Raw genomic sequence first — 20043 nt, 5'->3', positions numbered from 1 at the left:
TGCTGTGCTGTGCTGTGCTGTGCTGTGCTGTGCTGTGCTGTGCTGTGCTGTGCTGTGCTGTGCTGTGCTGTGCTGTGTCATAAATAGATTACCTAACTATAAAAAATGAAAGAGTATTTTAATCAATTTATTTTGCACTTGCTATGCTCTATTTATATATTTCAACGTTAATTGTTTTACAGTAGCGTCTTACTCGTATTTAGTGTGCATTCTACGATTAGTATTTTCTGGTGAAAGTACCAATTAACGGGGTAGAGGAATAATGATTTATCAATAATTAAAAAAGAATTTGTAAAGATACTCATCTTATTTGTATAACCAAAATACTGTGAGCGGTTCTAAAATGACATTGGATGTTTTTCGGGTAACGCTAGTTTTGGGCTCGGCCTTAGTCGTACTTATGTAAGTGGTAAAATCCAGATACACGGTAGAGATCTCAGCTGATTTTGTTATTGGAAAATTAACTGAAATTCTACCGCACTTTTATGATTAACGATGTCTAAAGCGTGTTAAACGTACCGAATAAATATCGTCTATATTAAAACTTCAGCATTTCTCCCTCTTTCGGTACGCTTACCCGATCTTCCATGTTGCCGGCTTTGACATATTGGCGCATGGTTTGGCTGGAGACGGTGGCGTGGTTGACGGCGTCCATATGCACGGTTACGATGTTTGCCTGAGGGGCGCGCCGGTAAGCTTTGCTCACATCGGCGGTGCCCATAATGATGCCGCCGTCCATGCCTTGCAGTTTGGCATATCCGGTGTTCATCACCATCACATCGGGCTGATAATCGCTTAATGCCTGATCAACTGCCGGATTCCAGATGGTATCGCCGACGATATACAGGGTTTTTTCATCGGGCGTTTGAAACACCACACCCATGGCTTCGCCCAGAAACTCGGCCATTTGCGGTTCGGCATACATTTGATCGGTGCCGTGCTGACCGCCGGTCTTGCTTAATTTCACCTGACCGAACGGGGTGTTTTTGCCGACCACCCGCACATCGCTGAACCCTTGCTGGCGTACAATAGCAGCATCGCCGGCGTTCTGTACAAAAATCGGGGTGGTTTTGGCAATCAGTTTCTGTGCGGCCGCATCCCAGTGATCGGGGTGCGTGTGGGTCAGGATCACGGCGTCAATGTCCTGAATGACCGCATCAGCCGGCTGAGTCATATCGATTAGCGGATTGCGCGCGTCGCTGTTGACCGTGCCGGCAAATCCCGGATAGCTGCCTTTCGGCGCCAGATAAGGATCGACCAGAAAGGTTTTGTCGCCGTAATGAATTTTTGCCGTCGCATTGCGAATATGCTGATAGCGTATTTCTGCCGCTGCATTGCCGATCATCGCGGCGCTGAATAATAAGGTTAAAGTCAGTTTATGCCATGTCATGTTGTACCTCGTTCAATAAAAAATGTTAAAAAATTGACCGCACTTTTGTGCTTGTCGGTTGCGCTATTATGGGCAAAATAAGCGCGCAGGCATATTGACTTTTTAATCAATAAACGAAAAAATCGGGTCAGTTTTAGTTGACGGAGTGTTGTGATGGACAAGGATAAACTGCCTCAAATTGCGCTGATTTTATATCCCGATTTTCAACCGCTGATTTACACGATTCCGCAGGCGGTATTTTCCATGGCGCCGGCGGGGAAGCCGCTGTTCGCTTTGCATCATGTGGCGGTGGAGGGCAAGCAGGTGTGTTCCGACTCGGTTTCGATCCGCGCTGACGGCGGGCTAGAATTGCTGGCGCATGCCGATGTGATCATCATCCCCGGCTGGCATGATGTTAACCAACCGCCTTGCCGGTCGTTAATTGCCGCCTTGCAGCAGGCATATCAGCGCGGTGCGACGCTGGTCGGTTTGTGTTACGGCGCCTATGCGCTGGCTTATACCGGCTTGCTGGACGGTAAAAAAGCCACTACGCACTGGATGGGCGCGGCGGATTTTACCCGCCGTTTTCCGGCGGTGCATCTTGAACCCAACGCGCTTTATCGGGAGCAGGCGTGGCTGATTACCTCGGCGGGCGTTGCCGCCGGGCTGGATTGTTGTCTGGCGATTGTGCGTGCGCGCTATGGGGTGAAAATCGCCAATCAGATTGCGCGCATGCTGGTTGCCGCCCCGCACCGCGAGGGCGGTCAGGCGCAGTTTATCGAACAGCCGATGGCGCAAGCGACATCACACCGTTCCATTAACCGCCTGCTGGCGGAAATTCAGCAAAATCCCACCGCACTTTATCGGATCGATACGCTGGCCGAACAGCTTTCCATGAGCCGCAGCACCTTTACCCGTCATTTCCGCAAAGTCACCGGCATGGCGTTTAACCGCTGGCTGACGGAAGTGCGGTTGCAAAAAGGGCGGGATTTGCTGGAAAGCAGTGAGTTGAGTATCGAACAAATCGCCGAACAAACAGGCTATCGCAGCGCCACCGCATTCCGCCAGCAATTCAGGCAGAAACATCAAATCAGCCCGCAGGCGTGGCGACGGGAATTTCGCGGTTAATGGCAAAGGGCGCGTAATGCGGTATGGTCGGCATCCTGCGAGTAAAAATAGGCGTAAATGGTGCCATGGGATTAAGCCTCTTATTTCAAGCAGGATACTGCGGTTGGGTAAAACGCTTATGCCTTTTCCATGGCCTTTCTCGACATTTTCAGTACCCATTTTCTCGGCAGAAACGGAATCACCCAATCCAGAGCGAATTTTAGTTTTGCTTCATTAAACGCCACCAGCTTGCCTTGTTCCATTGCCCGGTAACCATATTCGGCAACGGAACGTGCCGATTTCGCGTTGTTCCAAGCGGCTACGCCCTGCAGATCACCGGCCTGAACAAAGCCTGTCGCCACGGCGCCGGGGCAAAGTGCGGTGACGCTGACATTAAATTCTGCGACCTCTTCGGCAATCGCCTGACTAAACGAGGTGACATAGGCTTTGCTGGCATAATACACCGCCTGCAACGGGCCGGGCATAAACGACGCGGTGGAGGAGACATTCAGAATTTTGCCCTGTTTGCGTGCGATCATCCCTTGCAGATAAAGGTGCGTTAATTCGGTCAGCGCTTGGATATTCAGCCGAATCATTTGCTGTTCCAGACTTAAATCACGCTCAAAGAAGCGACCGTGTCCGCCGATACCGGCATTGTTAATTAAGCGGTCTATTTGAATGCCTTGTCGTTCCGTTTCGGCAAAAATTGCCGCCGCGGCGCCCGCTTGGCTCAGATCCCGGGCGATTGTCAGCACCTTAATAGCGAATTTGTCGCGCAATGCCGTGGCTAATTGGTGCAATTTATCCGCACTTCTTGCCACCAATACCAAATCGCCGCCGTTTTCTGCGTGAATGTGCGCCAGTTCCAGACCGATACCGCTTGACGCACCTGTAATCAATGCTACGTTTTTCATTTTGTTTCCTTATGTGAAATTGTTGACTTGACGGTATTGTAAAGTGAGGAATTATTTAAGACAATTCGATTTATCGGATATGACTATTCTGAAAACAGGAATAATATGAATAAATATGAAGCGCTTCGCCATTTTTGTACATTAGCAGACACCATGAGTTTTAAAGAAACGGCAAATAAACTTGCCGTATCGCCGCAAGTGGTGACACGAATGATTACTGAATTAGAGCAATATTTAGGTGAAATGCTGTTTAAGCGCAATACCCGCAATGTTAAGCTCACCCCTTTTGGAGAGTATTTTTTACCTAAAGCGCAGCGCCTGTGGGCAGAGAGTGAGCGGCTGTTTACACCGCCGGGAGAGCGGAATGAAATGAGCGGCATTGTGCGGATTACGTTGCCGCCGCTTTTGCAACATCAGACTATTTTGCAGGCGTTATTGGCAAAACTGGTTGATTTTCCTGATCTTATTCTGGATTGGCGGGTAAGCCTCCATGCCGCCGATTCAGTAGAAGAACAAATTGACATCGGGATTCGAGCGGGCAATTCGCCGCATCCGCAATTTATTGTCGTTCCGATTGCAACATTTTCCGAAGTGATTGTTGCCAGCCCGGATTTGCTTGCGCAATACGGTACACCACACAGTCTGGATGAATTAATGGCATTCCCGCTCAGCGGCCTGCTTAATCCGAATACCGGCAAAATGTGGCATTGGTTTTTCGGTGATAACCGTATGCTGGTACCGAAAAATCCCCGTTTTATCAGCAATGATCAACATGCGGAACTTACGGCCTGTCTTTCCGGACGCTGCATCTCGATGCTGAATTATCAACTGTGTCAGCCCTATTTGGCGCGCGGGGAACTGCATCAATTGCTTCCTGACATTCCCATGCCGGCATGGCAGCTTTATTTATATCGTCCTTATCAGGCGGTTACGCCGCCCAGAGTGCAACGCGTGTTCAACATATTAGAGGCGATTTTGCGGAAGATTTTTGCCTAACACATGGTGTTATCCGGCATAAACCGAGATAATACGGATACAGCTTTCGCCAAAAATATGAAAAAACCACCGCACTTTAAATGCTTGGGTAAGCGCTAATCCGCCTGTTCGCCGGCAAATAAAATGCCTTGCTGGCGGCGGGCCTGTTCCAGCAGGCGGCAGACGGTGTCGCTGAGATCCAGCATGTGTTCGGCGAAAGCATCATCTTGTTGATCGATAATGCGCACGAATTGTTGGAATTCGTATAACATGCGGTGCTGCGGCTCAAAACGGTATTCTTGCGCATTGCCGTGATTGTCGCTTAGGCTGAACCGATTCATCGCGTTGGCGGGCATGGGCACGCTGATACAGCCCTGATCGCCTTGGATGGAAAGCTGCACTGGGGCGGCGCAGTCTTTGGCGCCGATACACACCGCTTTGAAGCGGCCGTAATCGAGCAGTAAGATGCCGCTGGTATCAATACCGCGTGCGATATTGGCGGCATAAATACAGGATTGCGGCGCGCCGAACAAACCGACGGCAAAATGCAGGTTATACACATTCAGATCCATTAACGCCCCGCCGGATTTTTGCGCATCAAAGGCGGGCAGAATATCGCCGGCTTTGAAACGGTCGTAGCGTGAGGAATACTGGCTGTAATTCAGGCTGACGATTTTGATTTCCCCAAGGTCGGGCATTTTTTGTTTGATCGCCTGATATGCCGGCAGATAATGCACCGTTACGGCTTCCAGCAGGATTTTATGCCGCGCCCGGGCAAGCTCGCGCAATTGCCGGAATTGGGCATAATTGGAGGTGATCGGCTTTTCCAGAATCACATGTTTATCCGCCATCAGCGCCCGCCGGGCAAAGTCAAAATGCAGATGATTGGGCAGGGCGATATAAATCGTATCCAGATCGCTTGCCAGCATGGCGTCATAATCAAAAAAGCACTGTTCGATGCCGTTTTGCTGCGCGAGAGCCTGCGTTTTTTCACGATCACGACCGAAAATCGCCCGCCGTGCTAATCGGATGGAGGGCATAATCTGCATTAAATCCTGTACGATCATCCCCGTACCGACGATGCCGAGTTTCATGATTTTTTCCTTCTCGTTGACAATGGAACCGGTATATTGTACGCGGTTACGGCACAAAATGCGCGTGACACAACGCTATTTTAGCGGTGAAAAGTGCGGTGGTTTTTTTACGGTTTTTTCTCGTTATATTACCGCCGCTGCGCCGTGGCTGAAAATCGGTCAAATTTGACCGCACTTTTGCGCCGTTTGGTTAGTCATGGGAATGATGATCCAGATTCAACGTACGGTTTTTATCGCGCAGTGCCGCGATGGCCTGACGGACGACGCCGAGTCCGCTTTTCAGCACCAGTAGGCTTAGCAGCGCACTGGCGAGAATATCCACCCACAGCCAGTGCAGCAGCCAAGCGCTTAAGCCGGCGAGAATCGCCACCACGGAACCGAATAAATCGGCTAATACATGGAGATAAGCCGCTTTGATGTTGAGATTTTCCCGGTCGCTGCGCAGCATAATCCGCGCCACCAGTATATTGATTAACAAACCGATAAACGCCACCGCCAGCATGGGCAGAACCGCCATTTCCGGCGGTTGGCGCCAACGTTCCAGCGCTTCGTACAAAATCATCAGCGCCACCAATACCAGCGAGCCGCCGTTCAGCAGGGCGAACCATTTTTGCAGTTGCGGGCTGAGAAACAGGGCGAGCAGCGCCAGAAACAGCGACAGGCTGTCGTTGGCCATGTGGCCGGCGTCCGCCATCAGGGTCAGGCTGTTAAAATAATAACCGCCGAGAAACTCAATGATCATATAGCTGCTGATCAGCGTCAGGCTGAGCGCCAACACCATTTTATTTTGCGTTGCCGGCGTATGGTCGTGAACGTGAGCGGCTTGCTGCGTGCGGCGGGAGGGCATGTGTGACATAACAAATCCTTACGGCTGAGCCGGGTTGGGGTTTCAATTCGTGTTTATTTGACGCACAATATAAAGGCTGTAGCGGCTACGGGCTCAAGGGGAAATTAGCGAAACTTAGTCGTCGGGCAATATGTCGGAGAATAACATTATGCGGATCAAAGAGTTAAGTCAACAAAGCGGAATTCACTTAGAAACTATCCGCTATTATGAAAAAATCGGCTTGCTGCCGGCACCGCGCCGTGCGGCGAACGGCTATCGCCTTTATGATCAACACAGCCTGAATTGTCTGAGCTTTATTAAAGCCTGCCGTTCTCTCGGCTTTTCCATTGAGGAGATTAAACAGCTGAACGCGCTGAGAAACAGTCCGCAGCAACATTGCGTGGCGGATGAGATGATTGTGGCGCATTTGCGGCAGGTGGAAGAAAAAATCACACAATTGACGGAAATAAAAGGGTTTTTGCGCCAGTTGGTGAATCAAAAAGCGCATCGGGTGGCGGAATGCCGGGCGATTTCCGGGTTAAGCGAACGCGGATAGGGGCGTAGAAAAGGGCGGATTGATTCCGCCCTGACGGTAAAACGCACAAGCAGCGCTTAAAATTTATAGCTCATGCTCAGCACGAAGGTTCGGCCGCGCGCCCAGTTATTTAACACGGAATGATACGGATTTTTTTCATCAAACATGGTGTAGAACCGTTGGTTGGCGGAGTCGTTATTGGAATCCAGCGGGTCGATGTATTTCTTATCGAAGGCGTTTTGCAGTTCCGCTTTAATGATCAGATCCGTCACCGGTTCATAAATCAGGTAGAAATCCCAAATCAGCGGTTGTTTCTCAATGGTTTCCGTGCCGCGGATATATTTGGTGCGCAGATAATTGTCATAGGTATTCTTTTGACCGATATTAATTCTTTCCAGATTGGCGCGTTTGCTTTTGCCGTAATAGCGCATGGTGGTACCCAATGTCAGCTTTTTATCAAACCAGCGGCTGCCGAAATCAATGCGACCGTAATCGCGCGGCAACATGGAAATTTTGCTTAATCCGTAACCCTGTTGCAGTTTTCCGCTCATTAAATTAGGCGATGAGGCGGTGCTGGCGTCGCTGAAATTGGTCGGTTGATTGGTTTTCTGATAAGCATAAGCCAGATTGACATAGAATTTTCCCATATCGTAGCTTAATTCCATTTCAATCCCTTTTTTGCGCACCGTACCGGCATAATTCTGGTAATGAATAATCGCGCGCGGGCCGTTAATCTGCGCCCAGTCCGGCTTCATGTTGTAATGATTGAATTTATTCGGATCATCCCAGAAGGAATAGACATTATGAATATAATTTTTAATGCGGCTGCGATAACCCAGAATTTTAAAGCCGAATACGTCATCTTCCCGTAACAAGCCTTCGGTAAAGCCGTTTACGCCTAACTGAACGGTTTGCGCGCGTTCCGGTTTCAGTTCGGTATTGACCCCGAGATTACTGATTTGCGAAAAATACATTTCCTGAATATTCGGCATGCGGTGAGTGACGGCATAAGTGGCGAACGGCATAAACAGCGGATGAATATCGGCACTTAACAGCGCGGATTGATTGACCGCATGCTTGGCTTTGCCGGATTTTTGCGTAATCGGTTCGTAATTGTCGCACAGCGCAATTTTCGTTTCCGGATCGATTTTACAGGCTTGCTTGAATTGCGGTGAATTTTTGCCTAACACATCGCGAATATACACCGACGGGTAGAAATCGGAGACTTCGCCGCGGAAGTTGTATTTGGTGATATTGGCGCTGTAGCCCAAATGCCAGATATCATAGCGCAGCGAATTGTCCAGATAGCCGGTCAGAAATTTCTGTTTGCCCGACGGCTGCAAGGTGACGGAATATTCCGGCAGCAGCGCTTTGGCACCGTGTTTGAACGCGCCGTAGAATAAGCCCAATTCATAGGGAAAGCGGTTTTTCTGATAGTCGTTATGCAGCAGATTGAATCCCAGCGTGGTTTTTAATTCCGCATTTTTCGGCAGGGCAAAGGTGAAGGTGTTATTAATATCCAGCAAATTGGCGACGTTTTTCACTTCCAGATAATCCCGCACGGTTTTGCCGGAAAATTGCGAAAACCGGGCATATTTCTGTTTATTGACGTTATGCGCCAACAAAACATGTAAATCAAGATAATCGCCGTGGGTGAATTGATAATCCAGCTGATAGTTTTTGCTGTCGATGGTGCGTCCCGCCACATAATTTTCCAGCGTACGGAATTGCAGGTTCAGCGCGTTATGCTCATCCACATATTCGATTTTAGCCAAATGGCTGCGTGAGCGTTGGCGCAGCGTATCGGGATCTAACGGTTGAACCTGAAACTGATGCACCTCGTTTTCCTGCCAGGCTTTTTCCGTTTGCGCGGCGATGTCGTCAATGTTGTCGCAGCGGTATTTATTACAATGCCAGCCGTATAAATCCACCCATTTCCCGTTAATAAAGTCGATGCCCGCCTGATTGACGAAATAATCGCGTTTTTTCTGTGCTAAAAAGTTGGCGCCGGCATTTTTAATAAATTCACCGCCGCCGTAACGGTAATCCTGCGAGACTTTGCGGTAACTGTAACCGTACAGCACGCCGAAATAGCCGCCGTTATCCAGCGGCAGCCGGTAAGCGGCGGTGGCCATATAATTCGGCTTGGTGGCATTGGAACCGGTCAAACCTTTGACCAGCAAGCCCCAGTTGCGATCGTTTTTGACGACGTCGTTCACGCCGAGGGTGCGGAAATTGGCGGCGCCGTACAGCGAATTAATGCCGCTTTTACCGCTGAAACTGCCGCGTTCCAGTTCCACATCGGCGATGAAATTCGAGTCGATATTGGCGCCGAATTGTGAATTGCCGCCGGCGCGTCCTTTGGCATCCGCCGCAGTGGCATAAAAGGTTTGCGGCACGCCGTCGATCAACGCATTGGCACGCCCGAAGCCCGATTCGCCGCGAATATTGATAGACAGCACGCCGGAGCTTTTATCCTGCTGGGTAAAGGCGCCCGGCATGCTGCGGACCACGCTGTCCAGATTTTGGGTGGATTGATAAAGATCTTCCTTCACGCTGACCGCTTTCGCTTGGGTGAAGGTTTTTTTTTGCCGTTTCCCCGGAAGACGTCCCTGCCTTGCCTTCCACATTGATTTGTTCTAATTGTTCTGTTTCGGCATAGGCTTGCAATGCAGAACCGATCGCAAGGGTCGTGATGCCGAGCGTAATGAAATAATTCATGTTGCCTCTTTAAATAATAAAATAAAAAAAACGGTTAAAATTTAATCATTCTTATAATAAAAATGATAATTATTCTAATTATCATTAAAGTTAATAACAAGGACTTTACACGAAATTTAATGAAATAACCGGTTGAAATTATTTAAAAAAATTAAAAAAATAATGACCGCACTTTACGAACGGACAGCGATGGCAGCTGTGGCATGCGGCATTTTTCTCGCCGACAACGCCGCGGGCGCACGGAAAGAAAGGGGGAAGGTTAACGGGATTAAACAAACGATCCCCGTATTGACTACGGGGATACGGAAGCATTACTCAGGCGGCCAGCAAGCGGCTGAGCAGTTGAGTATAAATATTCACGCCGGTTAACAGCTGGGCTTCGTCAAAATCGAATTCCGCCTGATGATGGCCGGCGGTGCGGTCGGCGCCGAGAATAAAATAAATGGCTTTACCGCCGTGTTCCTGCACCCGGCGGCCTAAAATGGTGGCATCTTCGCTGGCGTTAAAGGCATAATCGGCATGGGTCGCATGAATTTGCGGCTGCCGGGCGGCGATGTCTTCCACCAGCGCCACCAATTCGGCATCATTTACCATATCCACCGCTTCGCCCATAATTTCCGTTTCATAGTCCAGCTCGAAACTGACGGCGACGCCTTTGGCGATGCGCATTACCTGATCCACCATATATTGATTGATCGCCTTATTTTCGCCGCGCACTTCCAGCTGTAGAGACGCGTTTGTCGGAATCACGTTGCGCCCTTCGCCGGCATTCAGCACGCCGACGTTAATCCGCGTCATGCCCTCACCGTGGCGGGCGATGCCGTGTAATTGGGTGACTGCGTGGGCGGCGCCGAGCAGGGCATTTTTACCCACATGCGGCTGAGCGCCGGCATGTGCGGGTTTGCCGCTGTAGCGAAGGTCGATTTTCGTGGTGGACAGGAAATTTTTCGGATTACTGATGACCGTGCCGCTGTCGGCGCAGAAACTTAAATGCGAGGCGGCGAAATAATCGACATCGTCCAGTATGCCGCTGGCCGCGATCGCCGCGGCACCGCGCACGCCTTCTTCCGCCGGCTGAAACACCAGTTTGATTTTACCGTTCAGCTGATCTTTATGCCGGCTCAGCCATAATGCCGTGCCCAGCCCGATGGCGATATGCCCGTCGTGTCCGCAGGCGTGCATAAAACCGTCGTTGACGGAGCGGAAATTCAAACGGTTCGGCAGATGGGCTTGATTGTGGGTTTCGGTGACGTTGACGCAGTCGATATCAAAACGCAGCGCCACGGTTTTGCCCGGCCGGCCGGTATCCAGCAGCGCGACGCAACCGGTATAGCCGTCCATTTTATCCAGCCAGGTTTGCTTGGTGCCGTGCGCAAGGGCATTTTGTAGCCCTTGTTCCACCACGGCTTTTTGTCGGCCGCGTACGAATTGCGGATTGATAATCTGCTTGCCGAGCAGCACCTCAAAGCCCATGTTGTGCAGATATTCGGCAATGTTGGCGGTGGTAAAAAACTCCGCCCAGCCGATTTCCGGAAAACGGTGAAATTCCCGTCGCCATTGGATTAATTGTTGTGCTAAGTCGTTCATAATTGCCTCCCGTTTATAGGTGAAGAAAGAAGAAAACTCTCGGAAAATGCACCGCACTTTTTTATTGAGCCGAAAGTGCGGTGCGTTTTGGGCGCGTTTTATAGCATAAATAACGCCAGAAATAAGGTCGCCAGAATCATACCGAGGGCGGTGCGTTTCACCATTTCCACCGGGCTGACCATGGCAAGACCGGCGCAGACGATGGTAACACCGGCAATCGGTGAGGCGGTACGCCCGATCGCCCCGGCAATGGCGGCCGCCATGCCCAGATTTAAATGAGTGTAACCTAATTCCGCGGCGTGCGGTGTCACCGCCGTATTAAAGGCGATCGCCGCCGCATCGCCGGAACCGGTAATAACGCCCATTAAAAACGGCCCGACGGTTGCACCCCAGCGGACGAAGTGGTTGGAATGTTTTAGGAATTCAATGGCGCTGTCGATAGCACCGGTCGATTTCAGACCGGCGACGAATACGCTGGCGGCAATGATGATCCCCAATACGTTGGCATAAGAATTGCCCATGCCGTTAAAAAATTCGTTGGTGATTTTTGCCGGTGCGGTGCGGGTAACGATTAAGCCGTAAATCGCCCCGATCAGCATAGCCTGCGGCACGCCCATTTTGGTCCATTCCAGCCCCGGCGTTTGTTGCAGCGCAGTACCGCCGATCACCAGAATAATCAGCGGAATAAGCGGCGCCAACGCATACAGCGGATTCACCCGTCCGGCGGCTTGAGTGTCGGCCGCCGCCTGTTCCTGTAGATAATTATCCCGGTGGGTTTGACCGTAATCCTTTAAAATTATCGCGATGATCGTCAGCGTCACCGCGCCGATCAGCCCGGCAACGGTGGTGTAAGGCGCGTGCGATAAATTGACTTCGGTGATGGTCAGCCCCGACATTTCGCTGATCATGGCGGAATGGGAAGACCCCGGACTCATCATCGAGCCGAAAGTGCCGGCCAGAATGGATGCGCCCGCCATGGCAGGATGCACGCCCGCCGCACGTAGCACCGGAATCAGCGTTGCGCCCACCGCAGCCGCACAGCCTGCGGCGGAAGGAATGGCGATATTAATAAAAAAGTGAGCATGGTGGCGATAGGAATCAGCAGAAATTTCAGCCCGCTGAGCGGCTTGGTCAGCAGATTGACCAAATGGGTGTCGCATTCGGTGAATTTCATCACATAAGCAAACCCCATGCTGGAACAAATCGCCATAATCAACCCGCCGGAAGTCATCGATTTGGCAAAGGCGTTCAATGCCTCCATCGGATTTAAGGTTAATATCGCCATAACCAGACCGACGCCGATAAGCACGGTTCGGGTTTCGTATTTTTTAATTAACAGATAAATTGTCGCAAGAATGCCGATAACGGCAATCAGCGCGTTTATTTCAGCCATATGACCCCCTTTTAAAGACAGATTATGCAAGAAAAGCGGAAACCGCGGCGTATCGGGTTTCCGTGAAAACAGATTGTATTGATAAATATGTTGCCGTTATACCGAATGCGATTGGTTGCGTTCATAGGCAAACAGGGTGTTAAACATTAACATTGCCACCGTCATCGGGCCGACGCCGCCCGGTACCGGGGTAATAAACGCCGCTTTCTGACAGGCGCTGTCATATTGTACGTCGCCTTGCAGCTTGCCGTTTACCCGATTAATGCCGACGTCAATCACAATGGCGCCCGCTTTGATCCACTCGCCGGGAATAAATTGCGCTTTACCCACCGCAACCACCAGAATATCCGCCTCTCTGACATGATGTTCCAGATCGCGGGTGAAACGGTGCGTCACGGTGACGGTACAGCCGGCGAGCAGTAATTCCAATGCCATAGGACGGCCGACGATATTCGACGCGCCGACCACCACGGCATGCTGACCGTATAAATCCGTGCCGGTGGTTTCCAGCAGTTTCATAATTCCGTACGGCGTACAGGCGCGCAATGTCGGAATGCGCTGGCACAGACGCCCGACATTATAAGGATGAAAACCGTCCACATCTTTATGCGGTGCGATACGTTCGATCACCGAGGTGCTGTCGATATGAGCCGGCAGCGGCAGCTGAACCAGAATACCGTCGATGCTCGCATCGGCGTTCAATTGATCGATAAGTGCCAGCAAGGCCTGCTGTGTGGTGCTTTCCGGCAGATCATAGGATTTGGAATACATGCCGATTTGTTCGCAGCTTTTGCGTTTGCTGGCCACATACACCTGAGAGGCGGGATCGGCGCCGACTAAAATCACCGCCAGACCGGGCGCGCGCTTGCCTTGATTAACATATTGTTGAATTTTGTCTGCAATTTCAGATTTTATTTTTTTTGCCGATTCGGTACCTGAAATGACTTGTGCAACCATGGATTTTTCCTTGTGAAAGCTAAAACGTAAACGGTTGCTATTTTGGCAGAAAACGCATTTTAATGTAAGCCTGATTGAAATAAATTTGAGCGATTGGACGAAAAATAGAAAAAATTCATTGACTGCACATAAAAGAAAACTATAATGCTCACATTCGTCGGCGAGTAGCGCAGCTTGGTAGCGCAACTGGTTTGGGACCAGTGGGTCGTAGGTTCAAATCCTATCTCGCCGACCACTTCTTTTTATTTTTTATCATATCCATTTGAAATGCGCCCTTAGCTCAGCTGGATAGAGCAACGGCCTTCTAAGCCGTAGGTCATTGGTTCGAATCCAATAGGGCGTGCCATTTATCCTTTTTTTTCTTATCAGATTTCAGCCGAGCGACATATTGGTATTTAAAAAATGCGATTATAACTAACCGCACTTTTGTCTTTAACGCACTAATCCGCATTAATTGAACGTGTCGCAACGGCTTGGATCACCGCTTTGCAGGCCGCGTTTAAACCAGCTCAGGCGTTGTGCCGAGGTGCCGTGGGTGAAACTGTCGGGAACCACATAACCCTGACTGCGTTTTTGTAAGCGATCATCGCCCACCGCTTCCGCCGCGTTGAAGGCTTTTTCAATATCACCGCTTTCAAATAAGCCGCTTTTCGATGCTTGATAACCCCACACGCCGGCGAAGCAATCGGCCTGTAATTCCAGCTTCACCGACAATTGATTTGCCTGCGCGCTGCTGAGTTGTTGCCGCGCCTGATTTACTTGCGGTAAAATGCCGAGCTGGTTTTGTACATGGTGCCCCACTTCGTGAGCGATCACATAGGCGAAAGCGGATTCGCCGTCGGCGCCCAGCTGGTTTTTCATATCGCTGTAAAAGGACAAATCAAGATAAACCCGCTGATCGTTCGGGCAGTAAAACGGCCCCATCGCCGATTGGCCGGTACCGCAGGCGGTTGTGGTGGCGCCGCTGTACAGCACCATAACCGGTGGGGTATAAGTGCGGTTGTGTTGAGCGAAATAATTGCCCCACACGGTTTCCGTATCGGCCAGTACCACGCGCGATAAACTGTTCAGCTCCTGTTCTTCCTGCGTGTTTAACGCGGAATCGGTTTGTGCGCTGAAATCGGAGGTGCCGACCAGCCCGGACAAATCCACGCCGTAATAGGCGCCGATGAGTAAAATGATGATACCGAGAATCCCCGTACTTTTGCCGCCTTTGAACGAACCGCCCGCTGCCCGTCGGTCTTCGACATTGGTGCTTTCTCTACGACCTTGCCAACGCATAATCTGTTTCCTTTCGTTTGTATTGGAGCGGCTATTTTATTATAAAAAACGGCGAAAGTGCGGTGATTTTTCGCCGAGTTTTTTCAATTAATGTAAAGATTATGTCGATCCGTTAACTTGATATGGACTTATGACGGCGAATTGGTTAAGGTTACAGCCGAACTCAACGGGTATTTACACTAAGGAGCATCATATGGGTTTATTTGATTTTGTCGGCGAGATCGGTAAGAAGATTTTTGCAAAAAAAGAAGAGGCCTCGCAGGCGGTGACCGACCATATTGCGCAGGATAATCCGGGCGTCGAAAATGTGGCGGTTACGGTGGAAGACGGCGTGGCTAAACTGGAAGGCAAGGCCGCATCGGCGGAAGCGCTGGAAAAAGCCATTTTAATGGCGGGCAACGTGGTCGGCATCAATGCGGTGAATGTGGATAAGGTGTCGATTCAAAACGGTGAAACGCTGGCCGGCGACGATGAATTTTATGTGATTCAGAAAGGCGATACCTTATGGAAAATCGCCGAGAAAACTTACGGTAACGGCGCAAAATACAGCGCGATCGTCACCGCCAATAAAGAAGTGATTAAAGATGCGGATAAAATCTTCCCGGGACAAAAAATCCGCCTGCCGAAATCATTATAACCCGTGCCTGTTTGCCAAGCCTTGTCTGTTTTCAGAGAAGGCTTGTGTTTTTTATATCGATTAAAAAATAATCAAATGCGGTTTTTTATACGCCATTTTCTCGACTGGCGGCGTTTGTATCGCTATAATTCATCGTCTTTTTAATTAAATTTTGATTAACGTGTTCGGTGCGGGTATTCGCCGAGTGCAAATTCATTTTGAGGTAACATAATGTCATTTAATATTGAAACAACTCAAGGTCTTGAGCGTCGCGTCAGCATCACCGTTCCGTCCGAAACCGTCGAACAGGCTGTGCGTGAAGAATTAAAACGCGTAGCAAAAAATGCACGCGTTGACGGATTCCGTAAAGGCAAAGTGCCGGCACAAATTATCGAAAAACGCTTCGGCGCGTCCGTACGTCAGGATGTGTTAGGCGATTTACTGCAAAAACATTTCTTTAATGTAATGTTTGAAAACAAAGTCAATCTGGCAGGTCGTCCGACATTTAACGTAGAACAGTTTGAAGCCGGTAAAGAATTGAAATTCAGCGCAACGTTTGAAGTGTATCCGGAAGTTGAGCTACAGGGGCTGGATCAAATCAAAGTGGAAAAACCGGTGGTTGAAATCAGCGAAAGCGACATTGACAAAATGGTTGATGTGCTGCGTAAACAGCAGGCCAGCTGGGCACAAAGCGAAGACGCCGCGAAAGCCGATGATCGCGTGACTATCGATTTCGTCGGTTCGGTGGACGGTGAAACCTTTGACGGCGGCAAAGCCAACGATTTCGTGCTGGCAATGGGACAAGGCCGTATGATTCCGGGATTTGAAGAAGGTATTGTCGGCCACAAAGCGGGGGATGCCTTTGAGATCGACGTGACATTCCCGGCGGAATATCATGCCGAAAACCTGAAAGGCAAAGCGGCTAAATTCGCCGTTACGCTGAAAAAAGTGGAAGTGATGGTATTGCCGGAATTAACCGATGAATTCGTGGCGAAATTCGGCCCGAACAGCAAAACCGTAGCGGATCTGCGCGCTGAAATCGCGAAAAATATGCAGCGTGAACTGAAAAATGCGTTGACTGCACGGGTGAAAAATCAGGTGATCGACGGCTTGATCGCACAAAACCCGATTGACGTTCCGACCGCCGCGGTGGAACAGGAAATCGAGGTGTTGCGCGGTCAGGCGGCGCAGCGTTTCGGCGGCAATGCAAAACAGGCCGCGGAATTACCGCGCGAATTATTTGAAGAACAGGCGAAACGCCGCGTTCAGGTCGGTTTATTGTTGGCGCAGGTGATTTCTTCCAACCAACTGAAAGCCGATGAAGAGCGTGCCAAAGCGATGATTCAGGATATCGCCTCGGCTTATGAACAACCGGCGGAAGTGATCGAATATTACAGCAAAAACAAAGAGTTGATGAATAATATCCGTAACGTGGTATTGGAAGAACAGGCGGTTGATGCGGTCTTGGCGAAAGCGCAGGTGACGGAAAAACCGGCTTCCTTCGATGAAGTGATGAATCCGCAAGCGTAATCGCGTTCGCTTGAATTTATTTTAAAGTGCGGTCGTTTTTCTTAAAAAAATGACCGCACTTTTGTTATATAATATTGCGCATGACTAAATCGTAAGCGAAACGGCTTACCTAACGAAAGAGGTGGATATGAGTTTAATTCCTATGGTGGTGGAGCAGACCGCGCGCGGCGAGCGTTCTTATGACATTTATTCGCGTCTGCTGAAAGAACGGGTGATTTTTTTAAGCGGCGAAGTGGAAGACAATATGGCGAATCTGATTGTGGCTCAGCTGCTGTTTCTGGAATCGGAAAATCCGGAAAAAGACATTAATATCTATATTAATTCGCCGGGCGGATCGGTCACGGCGGGCATGGCGATTTACGATACCATGCAGTTTATCAAGCCGGACGTGCGTACCCTGTGCATCGGTCAGGCCTGTTCGATGGGCGCGTTTTTACTGGCCGGCGGTGCAGCGGGCAAACGCGCGGCATTGCCCCATGCGCGGGTGATGATCCATCAGCCGCTGGGCGGATTCCGCGGGCAGGCGTCGGACATTCAAATTCATGCGCAGGAAATTTTAAACATCCGTCACACCTTAAATCAGCGTCTGGCGCAGCATACCGGTCAACCGATTGAGAAAATCGAACATGATACGGATCGCGATAATTTTATGTCCGCCGCGGAAGCCAAAGCCTACGGCTTGGTGGATGAGGTTCTGGTACAACGATAATTGGATTGAGAGATGACAAAAGACAGCGAATTACATTGCTCTTTTTGCGGCAAAAAGCAAGACGAAGTGCAAAAACTGATTGCCGGTACATCGGGATATATTTGTAACGAATGTATCGAATTGTGCCACGATATGTTAAACGAGGCGCAGCAAAAGGAGGCTGAGCAGCCGGATGACCGCGCTGAAATGGCATTACCGACGCCGCATGAAATCCGCGCTCATCTGGATGACTATGTTATCGGTCAGGATTATGCCAAAAAAGTGCTGGCGGTGGCGGTGTATAACCATTACAAACGCCAGCGCAGCCAGCAGCGCAATCACGACGTGGAACTGGGCAAAAGCAATATTCTGCTGATCGGGCCGACCGGCAGCGGCAAAACCCTGTTGGCGGAAACCCTTGCCCGCATGCTGAATGTGCCGTTTGCCATGGCGGATGCCACCACGCTGACCGAAGCCGGTTATGTGGGCGAAGATGTGGAAAACGTACTGCAAAAGCTGCTGCAAAACTGCGATTATGATATTGAACGGGCGGAACAGGGCATTATTTACATCGACGAGATCGATAAAATCACCCGCAAATCGGAAAATCCGTCCATTACCCGCGATGTGTCCGGCGAAGGCGTGCAGCAGGCACTGCTCAAACTGGTGGAAGGTACTGTCGCATCAATTCCGCCGCAGGGCGGGCGCAAACATCCGCAACAGGAAATGCTGCGGCTGGATACGTCAAAAATCCTGTTTATTTGCGGCGGCGCCTTTGCCGGTCTGGATAAAATCGTGGAAAAACGCACGCACATCGGCAGCGGCATCGGGTTCGGTGCGGAAGTAAAAGGCGAATCGGATAAAGCCAGTTTAACTGAATTGTTCAGTCAGGTGGAACCGGATGATCTGATGAAATTCGGTTTAATTCCGGAGTTTATCGGTCGCCTGCCGGTGATTGCGCCGCTAAGCGAGCTGGATGAAGAAGCGCTGATCAAAATTCTGACCGAACCGAAAAACGCCCTGACCAAACAATATCAGGTGCTGTTCGGCTTAGAAAACGTAGAGCTGGAATTTACGCCGCAAGCCTTGCAGGCGATGGCGAAAAAGGCGCTTGAACGCAAAACCGGCGCGCGCGGACTGCGTTCTATCGTCGAAGGCCTGCTGCTGGACACCATGTATGATTTACCGTCGCTGGAAAATCTGCAAAAAGTGGTGGTGGAAGCAGACACGGTAAGCGGCAATCAACCGCCGAAGCTGATGTTTAAGAGCGCGTAATCCGGCATAAAACCTTACTCGGCATGAAAAAGTGCGGTGAAAAATACCAAAATTTTCACCGCACTTTTTTGCGGGCGGGATTATTCTTTGTTCAGTAAGAATACGCCATGCTCGGCCAGATGGACATAGGCTTCGGTCCGTGCCGGGTTGAAGCTGTCGGGGTTGGCGTTAATCAGCAGGGCGTTGCCGCCCCAGTCGGCGATGATTTCCCAGTGATTGCCCATATATACCGCGCTGGTAATGGTGCAGCGTTGTGTCGGTTCGCCGTCGGATTTCAGGCTGACGGCCTCCGGGCGGATACCGACCAGGCAGTCGCCGTCGGGCAGGCCGAAACGTTCGCTGTGCGGCAGGGCGAAGCGGTAGCCGTTGAGGGTGAGCATGCCTTGTTGCAGCGTGCCGTTGAAGATGCTGCTTTCCCCCATAAAATTGGCCAGAAACAGGGAATTCGGGTGTTGATAGAGTTCCTTGGCCGGCGCTTTTTGCATGATTTTTCCTTTGTGCATAACGATCACTTCGTCGGAGACGGCGAACGCTTCGGTTTGATCGTGGGTGACATACAGCGAGGTAATATTCAATTGTTGTTGCAGCTGGCGGATTTTTTCACGCATTGCGCGGCGTAAGTTGGCATCCAGATTGCTGAGCGGTTCGTCAAACAGCAGAACTTTCGGTTTCAGCACTAACGCGCGCGCCAGCGCCACCCGTTGCTGTTGACCGCCGGAAATCTGATCCACATAGCGATCTTCAAAGCCGGCCAAATCCACCAGTTCGAGCGCTTCTTTAACCCGTTGGCGGCGTTCTTCCCCGCCGATGCCCTGCATGCGCAGACCGTAGCCGACGTTATCGCCGATAGACATGTGCGGAAACAAGGCGTAAGACTGGAAAACGATGCAGATGTCGCGGTTTTGAATGGAGGATTTGGTGACATCTTCGCCGTCGATAAAAATATGTCCCGCAGTCGGGCTTTCCAGACCGGCGACCAGCCGCAGCACGGTGGTTTTACCGCAGCCGGAGGGGCCGAGCAGGGTGACCATGGTGCCGCGTTTGATGGTGAGATCCAGATTATCGATCACCACGGATTTACCGAAGGCTTTAGTGATATTTTTTAGTACCAGAAAATCATTATTACTCATAAAAACTACCTATGCTTGAATGTATATGCGGCGCAAAAACGCCGT

The 20043-nt window shown here is 50.4% G+C and carries 17 protein-coding genes, 2 tRNA genes and 1 pseudogene; 9 read left to right on the top strand and 11 right to left on the bottom strand.

Annotated elements, in window-relative coordinates:
* Positions 1-538 precede the first annotated feature (538 nt).
* Entirely contained in the window at positions 539-1390 is an 852-nt protein-coding gene (locus tag ACESOH_RS09375) for an MBL fold metallo-hydrolase (protein WP_373100905.1), read from the bottom strand.
* 153 nt (positions 1391-1543) lie between these two features.
* Here ACESOH_RS09375 and ACESOH_RS09370 point away from each other — a divergent pair, with 153 nt between their 5' ends.
* The gene (locus ACESOH_RS09370; protein ID WP_373100904.1) at positions 1544-2497 is read left to right on the top strand and encodes a GlxA family transcriptional regulator; all 954 of its coding nucleotides are present in this window, start codon (positions 1544-1546) and stop codon (positions 2495-2497) included.
* 116 nt (positions 2498-2613) lie between these two features.
* On the opposite strand, the gene ACESOH_RS09365 is transcribed toward ACESOH_RS09370, so the two are convergent.
* Positions 2614-3390 carry an SDR family NAD(P)-dependent oxidoreductase gene (locus ACESOH_RS09365; RefSeq protein WP_373100903.1) on the bottom strand — a complete coding sequence of 259 codons (777 nt, stop codon included), beginning with the start codon at positions 3388-3390 and terminating at the stop codon, positions 2614-2616.
* A 105-nt stretch (positions 3391-3495) separates the two neighbouring features.
* Here ACESOH_RS09365 and ACESOH_RS09360 point away from each other — a divergent pair, with 105 nt between their 5' ends.
* Entirely contained in the window at positions 3496-4386 is an 891-nt protein-coding gene (locus tag ACESOH_RS09360; RefSeq protein WP_373100902.1) for a LysR family transcriptional regulator, read from the top strand.
* Between the two features lie 95 nt (positions 4387-4481).
* Here ACESOH_RS09360 and ACESOH_RS09355 read toward each other — a convergent pair whose 3' ends face one another.
* Entirely contained in the window at positions 4482-5459 is a 978-nt protein-coding gene (locus ACESOH_RS09355; RefSeq protein ID WP_373100901.1) for a Gfo/Idh/MocA family protein, read from the bottom strand.
* A 190-nt stretch (positions 5460-5649) separates the two neighbouring features.
* Complete coding sequence (locus ACESOH_RS09350; protein WP_373100900.1) at positions 5650-6315, bottom strand: cation diffusion facilitator family transporter; 666 nt, start codon at positions 6313-6315, stop codon at positions 5650-5652.
* A gap of 139 nt (positions 6316-6454) precedes the next feature.
* On the opposite strand from ACESOH_RS09350, the gene ACESOH_RS09345 reads away from it, so the two are divergent.
* Positions 6455-6841, top strand: a complete 387-nt coding sequence (locus tag ACESOH_RS09345) for a MerR family transcriptional regulator (protein WP_373100914.1) — start codon at positions 6455-6457, stop codon at positions 6839-6841.
* A 56-nt stretch (positions 6842-6897) separates the two neighbouring features.
* Here ACESOH_RS09345 and ACESOH_RS09340 read toward each other — a convergent pair whose 3' ends face one another.
* From ACESOH_RS09340 to folD, 5 genes and pseudogenes are all read right to left on the bottom strand, one after another.
* Positions 6898-9375 (bottom strand): TonB-dependent receptor domain-containing protein, encoded by a 2478-nt coding sequence (locus ACESOH_RS09340; RefSeq protein ID WP_373100899.1) that lies wholly within the window; start codon positions 9373-9375, stop codon positions 6898-6900.
* Positions 9293-9541, bottom strand: a complete 249-nt coding sequence (locus ACESOH_RS09335) for a hypothetical protein (RefSeq protein ID WP_373100898.1) — start codon at positions 9539-9541, stop codon at positions 9293-9295. Before ACESOH_RS09335 ends, ACESOH_RS09340 begins: the two co-directional genes overlap by 83 nt.
* Before the next feature lie 315 nt (positions 9542-9856).
* Positions 9857-11128: a M20 family metallo-hydrolase gene (locus tag ACESOH_RS09330; protein ID WP_373100897.1), complete on the bottom strand. Its 1272-nt coding sequence runs from the start codon at positions 11126-11128 to the stop codon at positions 9857-9859.
* Positions 11129-11226: 98 nt separating this feature from the next.
* A pseudogene (gene dcuC / locus ACESOH_RS09325) lies at positions 11227-12521 on the bottom strand (C4-dicarboxylate transporter DcuC).
* Between the two features lie 96 nt (positions 12522-12617).
* On the bottom strand, positions 12618-13478 hold the full coding sequence (folD, locus tag ACESOH_RS09320; RefSeq protein ID WP_373100896.1) for a bifunctional methylenetetrahydrofolate dehydrogenase/methenyltetrahydrofolate cyclohydrolase FolD: 861 nt from the start codon (positions 13476-13478) through the stop codon (positions 12618-12620).
* 158 nt (positions 13479-13636) lie between these two features.
* Here folD and ACESOH_RS09315 point away from each other — a divergent pair.
* Together ACESOH_RS09315 and ACESOH_RS09310 are read left to right on the top strand one after the other, a co-directional pair.
* Positions 13637-13713: transfer RNA gene (locus tag ACESOH_RS09315), tRNA-Pro, on the top strand.
* Between the two features lie 34 nt (positions 13714-13747).
* Positions 13748-13824 (top strand) — tRNA-Arg (locus ACESOH_RS09310).
* A 104-nt stretch (positions 13825-13928) separates the two neighbouring features.
* Here ACESOH_RS09310 and ypfJ read toward each other — a convergent pair.
* Positions 13929-14759, bottom strand: a complete 831-nt coding sequence (gene ypfJ / locus ACESOH_RS09305; RefSeq protein ID WP_373100895.1) for a KPN_02809 family neutral zinc metallopeptidase — start codon at positions 14757-14759, stop codon at positions 13929-13931.
* Positions 14760-14952: 193 nt separating this feature from the next.
* Between ypfJ and lysM the strand changes: the two genes are divergently transcribed.
* The 4 genes from lysM (at position 14953) to clpX (ending at position 18868) form a co-directional block, all read left to right on the top strand.
* Complete coding sequence (gene lysM / locus ACESOH_RS09300) at positions 14953-15396, top strand: peptidoglycan-binding protein LysM (RefSeq protein WP_032091829.1); 444 nt, start codon at positions 14953-14955, stop codon at positions 15394-15396.
* A gap of 210 nt (positions 15397-15606) precedes the next feature.
* Positions 15607-16905 carry a trigger factor gene (tig, locus tag ACESOH_RS09295; protein ID WP_373100894.1) on the top strand — a complete coding sequence of 433 codons (1299 nt, stop codon included), beginning with the start codon at positions 15607-15609 and terminating at the stop codon, positions 16903-16905.
* Between the two features lie 127 nt (positions 16906-17032).
* Positions 17033-17614: an ATP-dependent Clp endopeptidase proteolytic subunit ClpP gene (clpP, locus tag ACESOH_RS09290; protein WP_032091827.1), complete on the top strand. Its 582-nt coding sequence runs from the start codon at positions 17033-17035 to the stop codon at positions 17612-17614.
* Positions 17615-17626: 12 nt separating this feature from the next.
* The gene (gene clpX / locus ACESOH_RS09285) at positions 17627-18868 is read left to right on the top strand and encodes an ATP-dependent protease ATP-binding subunit ClpX (RefSeq protein WP_373100893.1); all 1242 of its coding nucleotides are present in this window, start codon (positions 17627-17629) and stop codon (positions 18866-18868) included.
* An 80-nt stretch (positions 18869-18948) separates the two neighbouring features.
* Here the strand turns inward: clpX and fbpC are convergent, their stop codons facing one another.
* Positions 18949-19998, bottom strand: a complete 1050-nt coding sequence (fbpC, locus tag ACESOH_RS09280) for a ferric ABC transporter ATP-binding protein (protein WP_373100891.1) — start codon at positions 19996-19998, stop codon at positions 18949-18951.
* Positions 19999-20043 lie beyond the last annotated feature (45 nt).

This window comes from Necropsobacter rosorum (assembly GCF_964241405.1).
Lineage (GTDB): Bacteria > Pseudomonadota > Gammaproteobacteria > Enterobacterales > Pasteurellaceae > Necropsobacter > Necropsobacter rosorum.
This window is presented reverse-complemented; position numbering and strand designations above follow the sequence as displayed.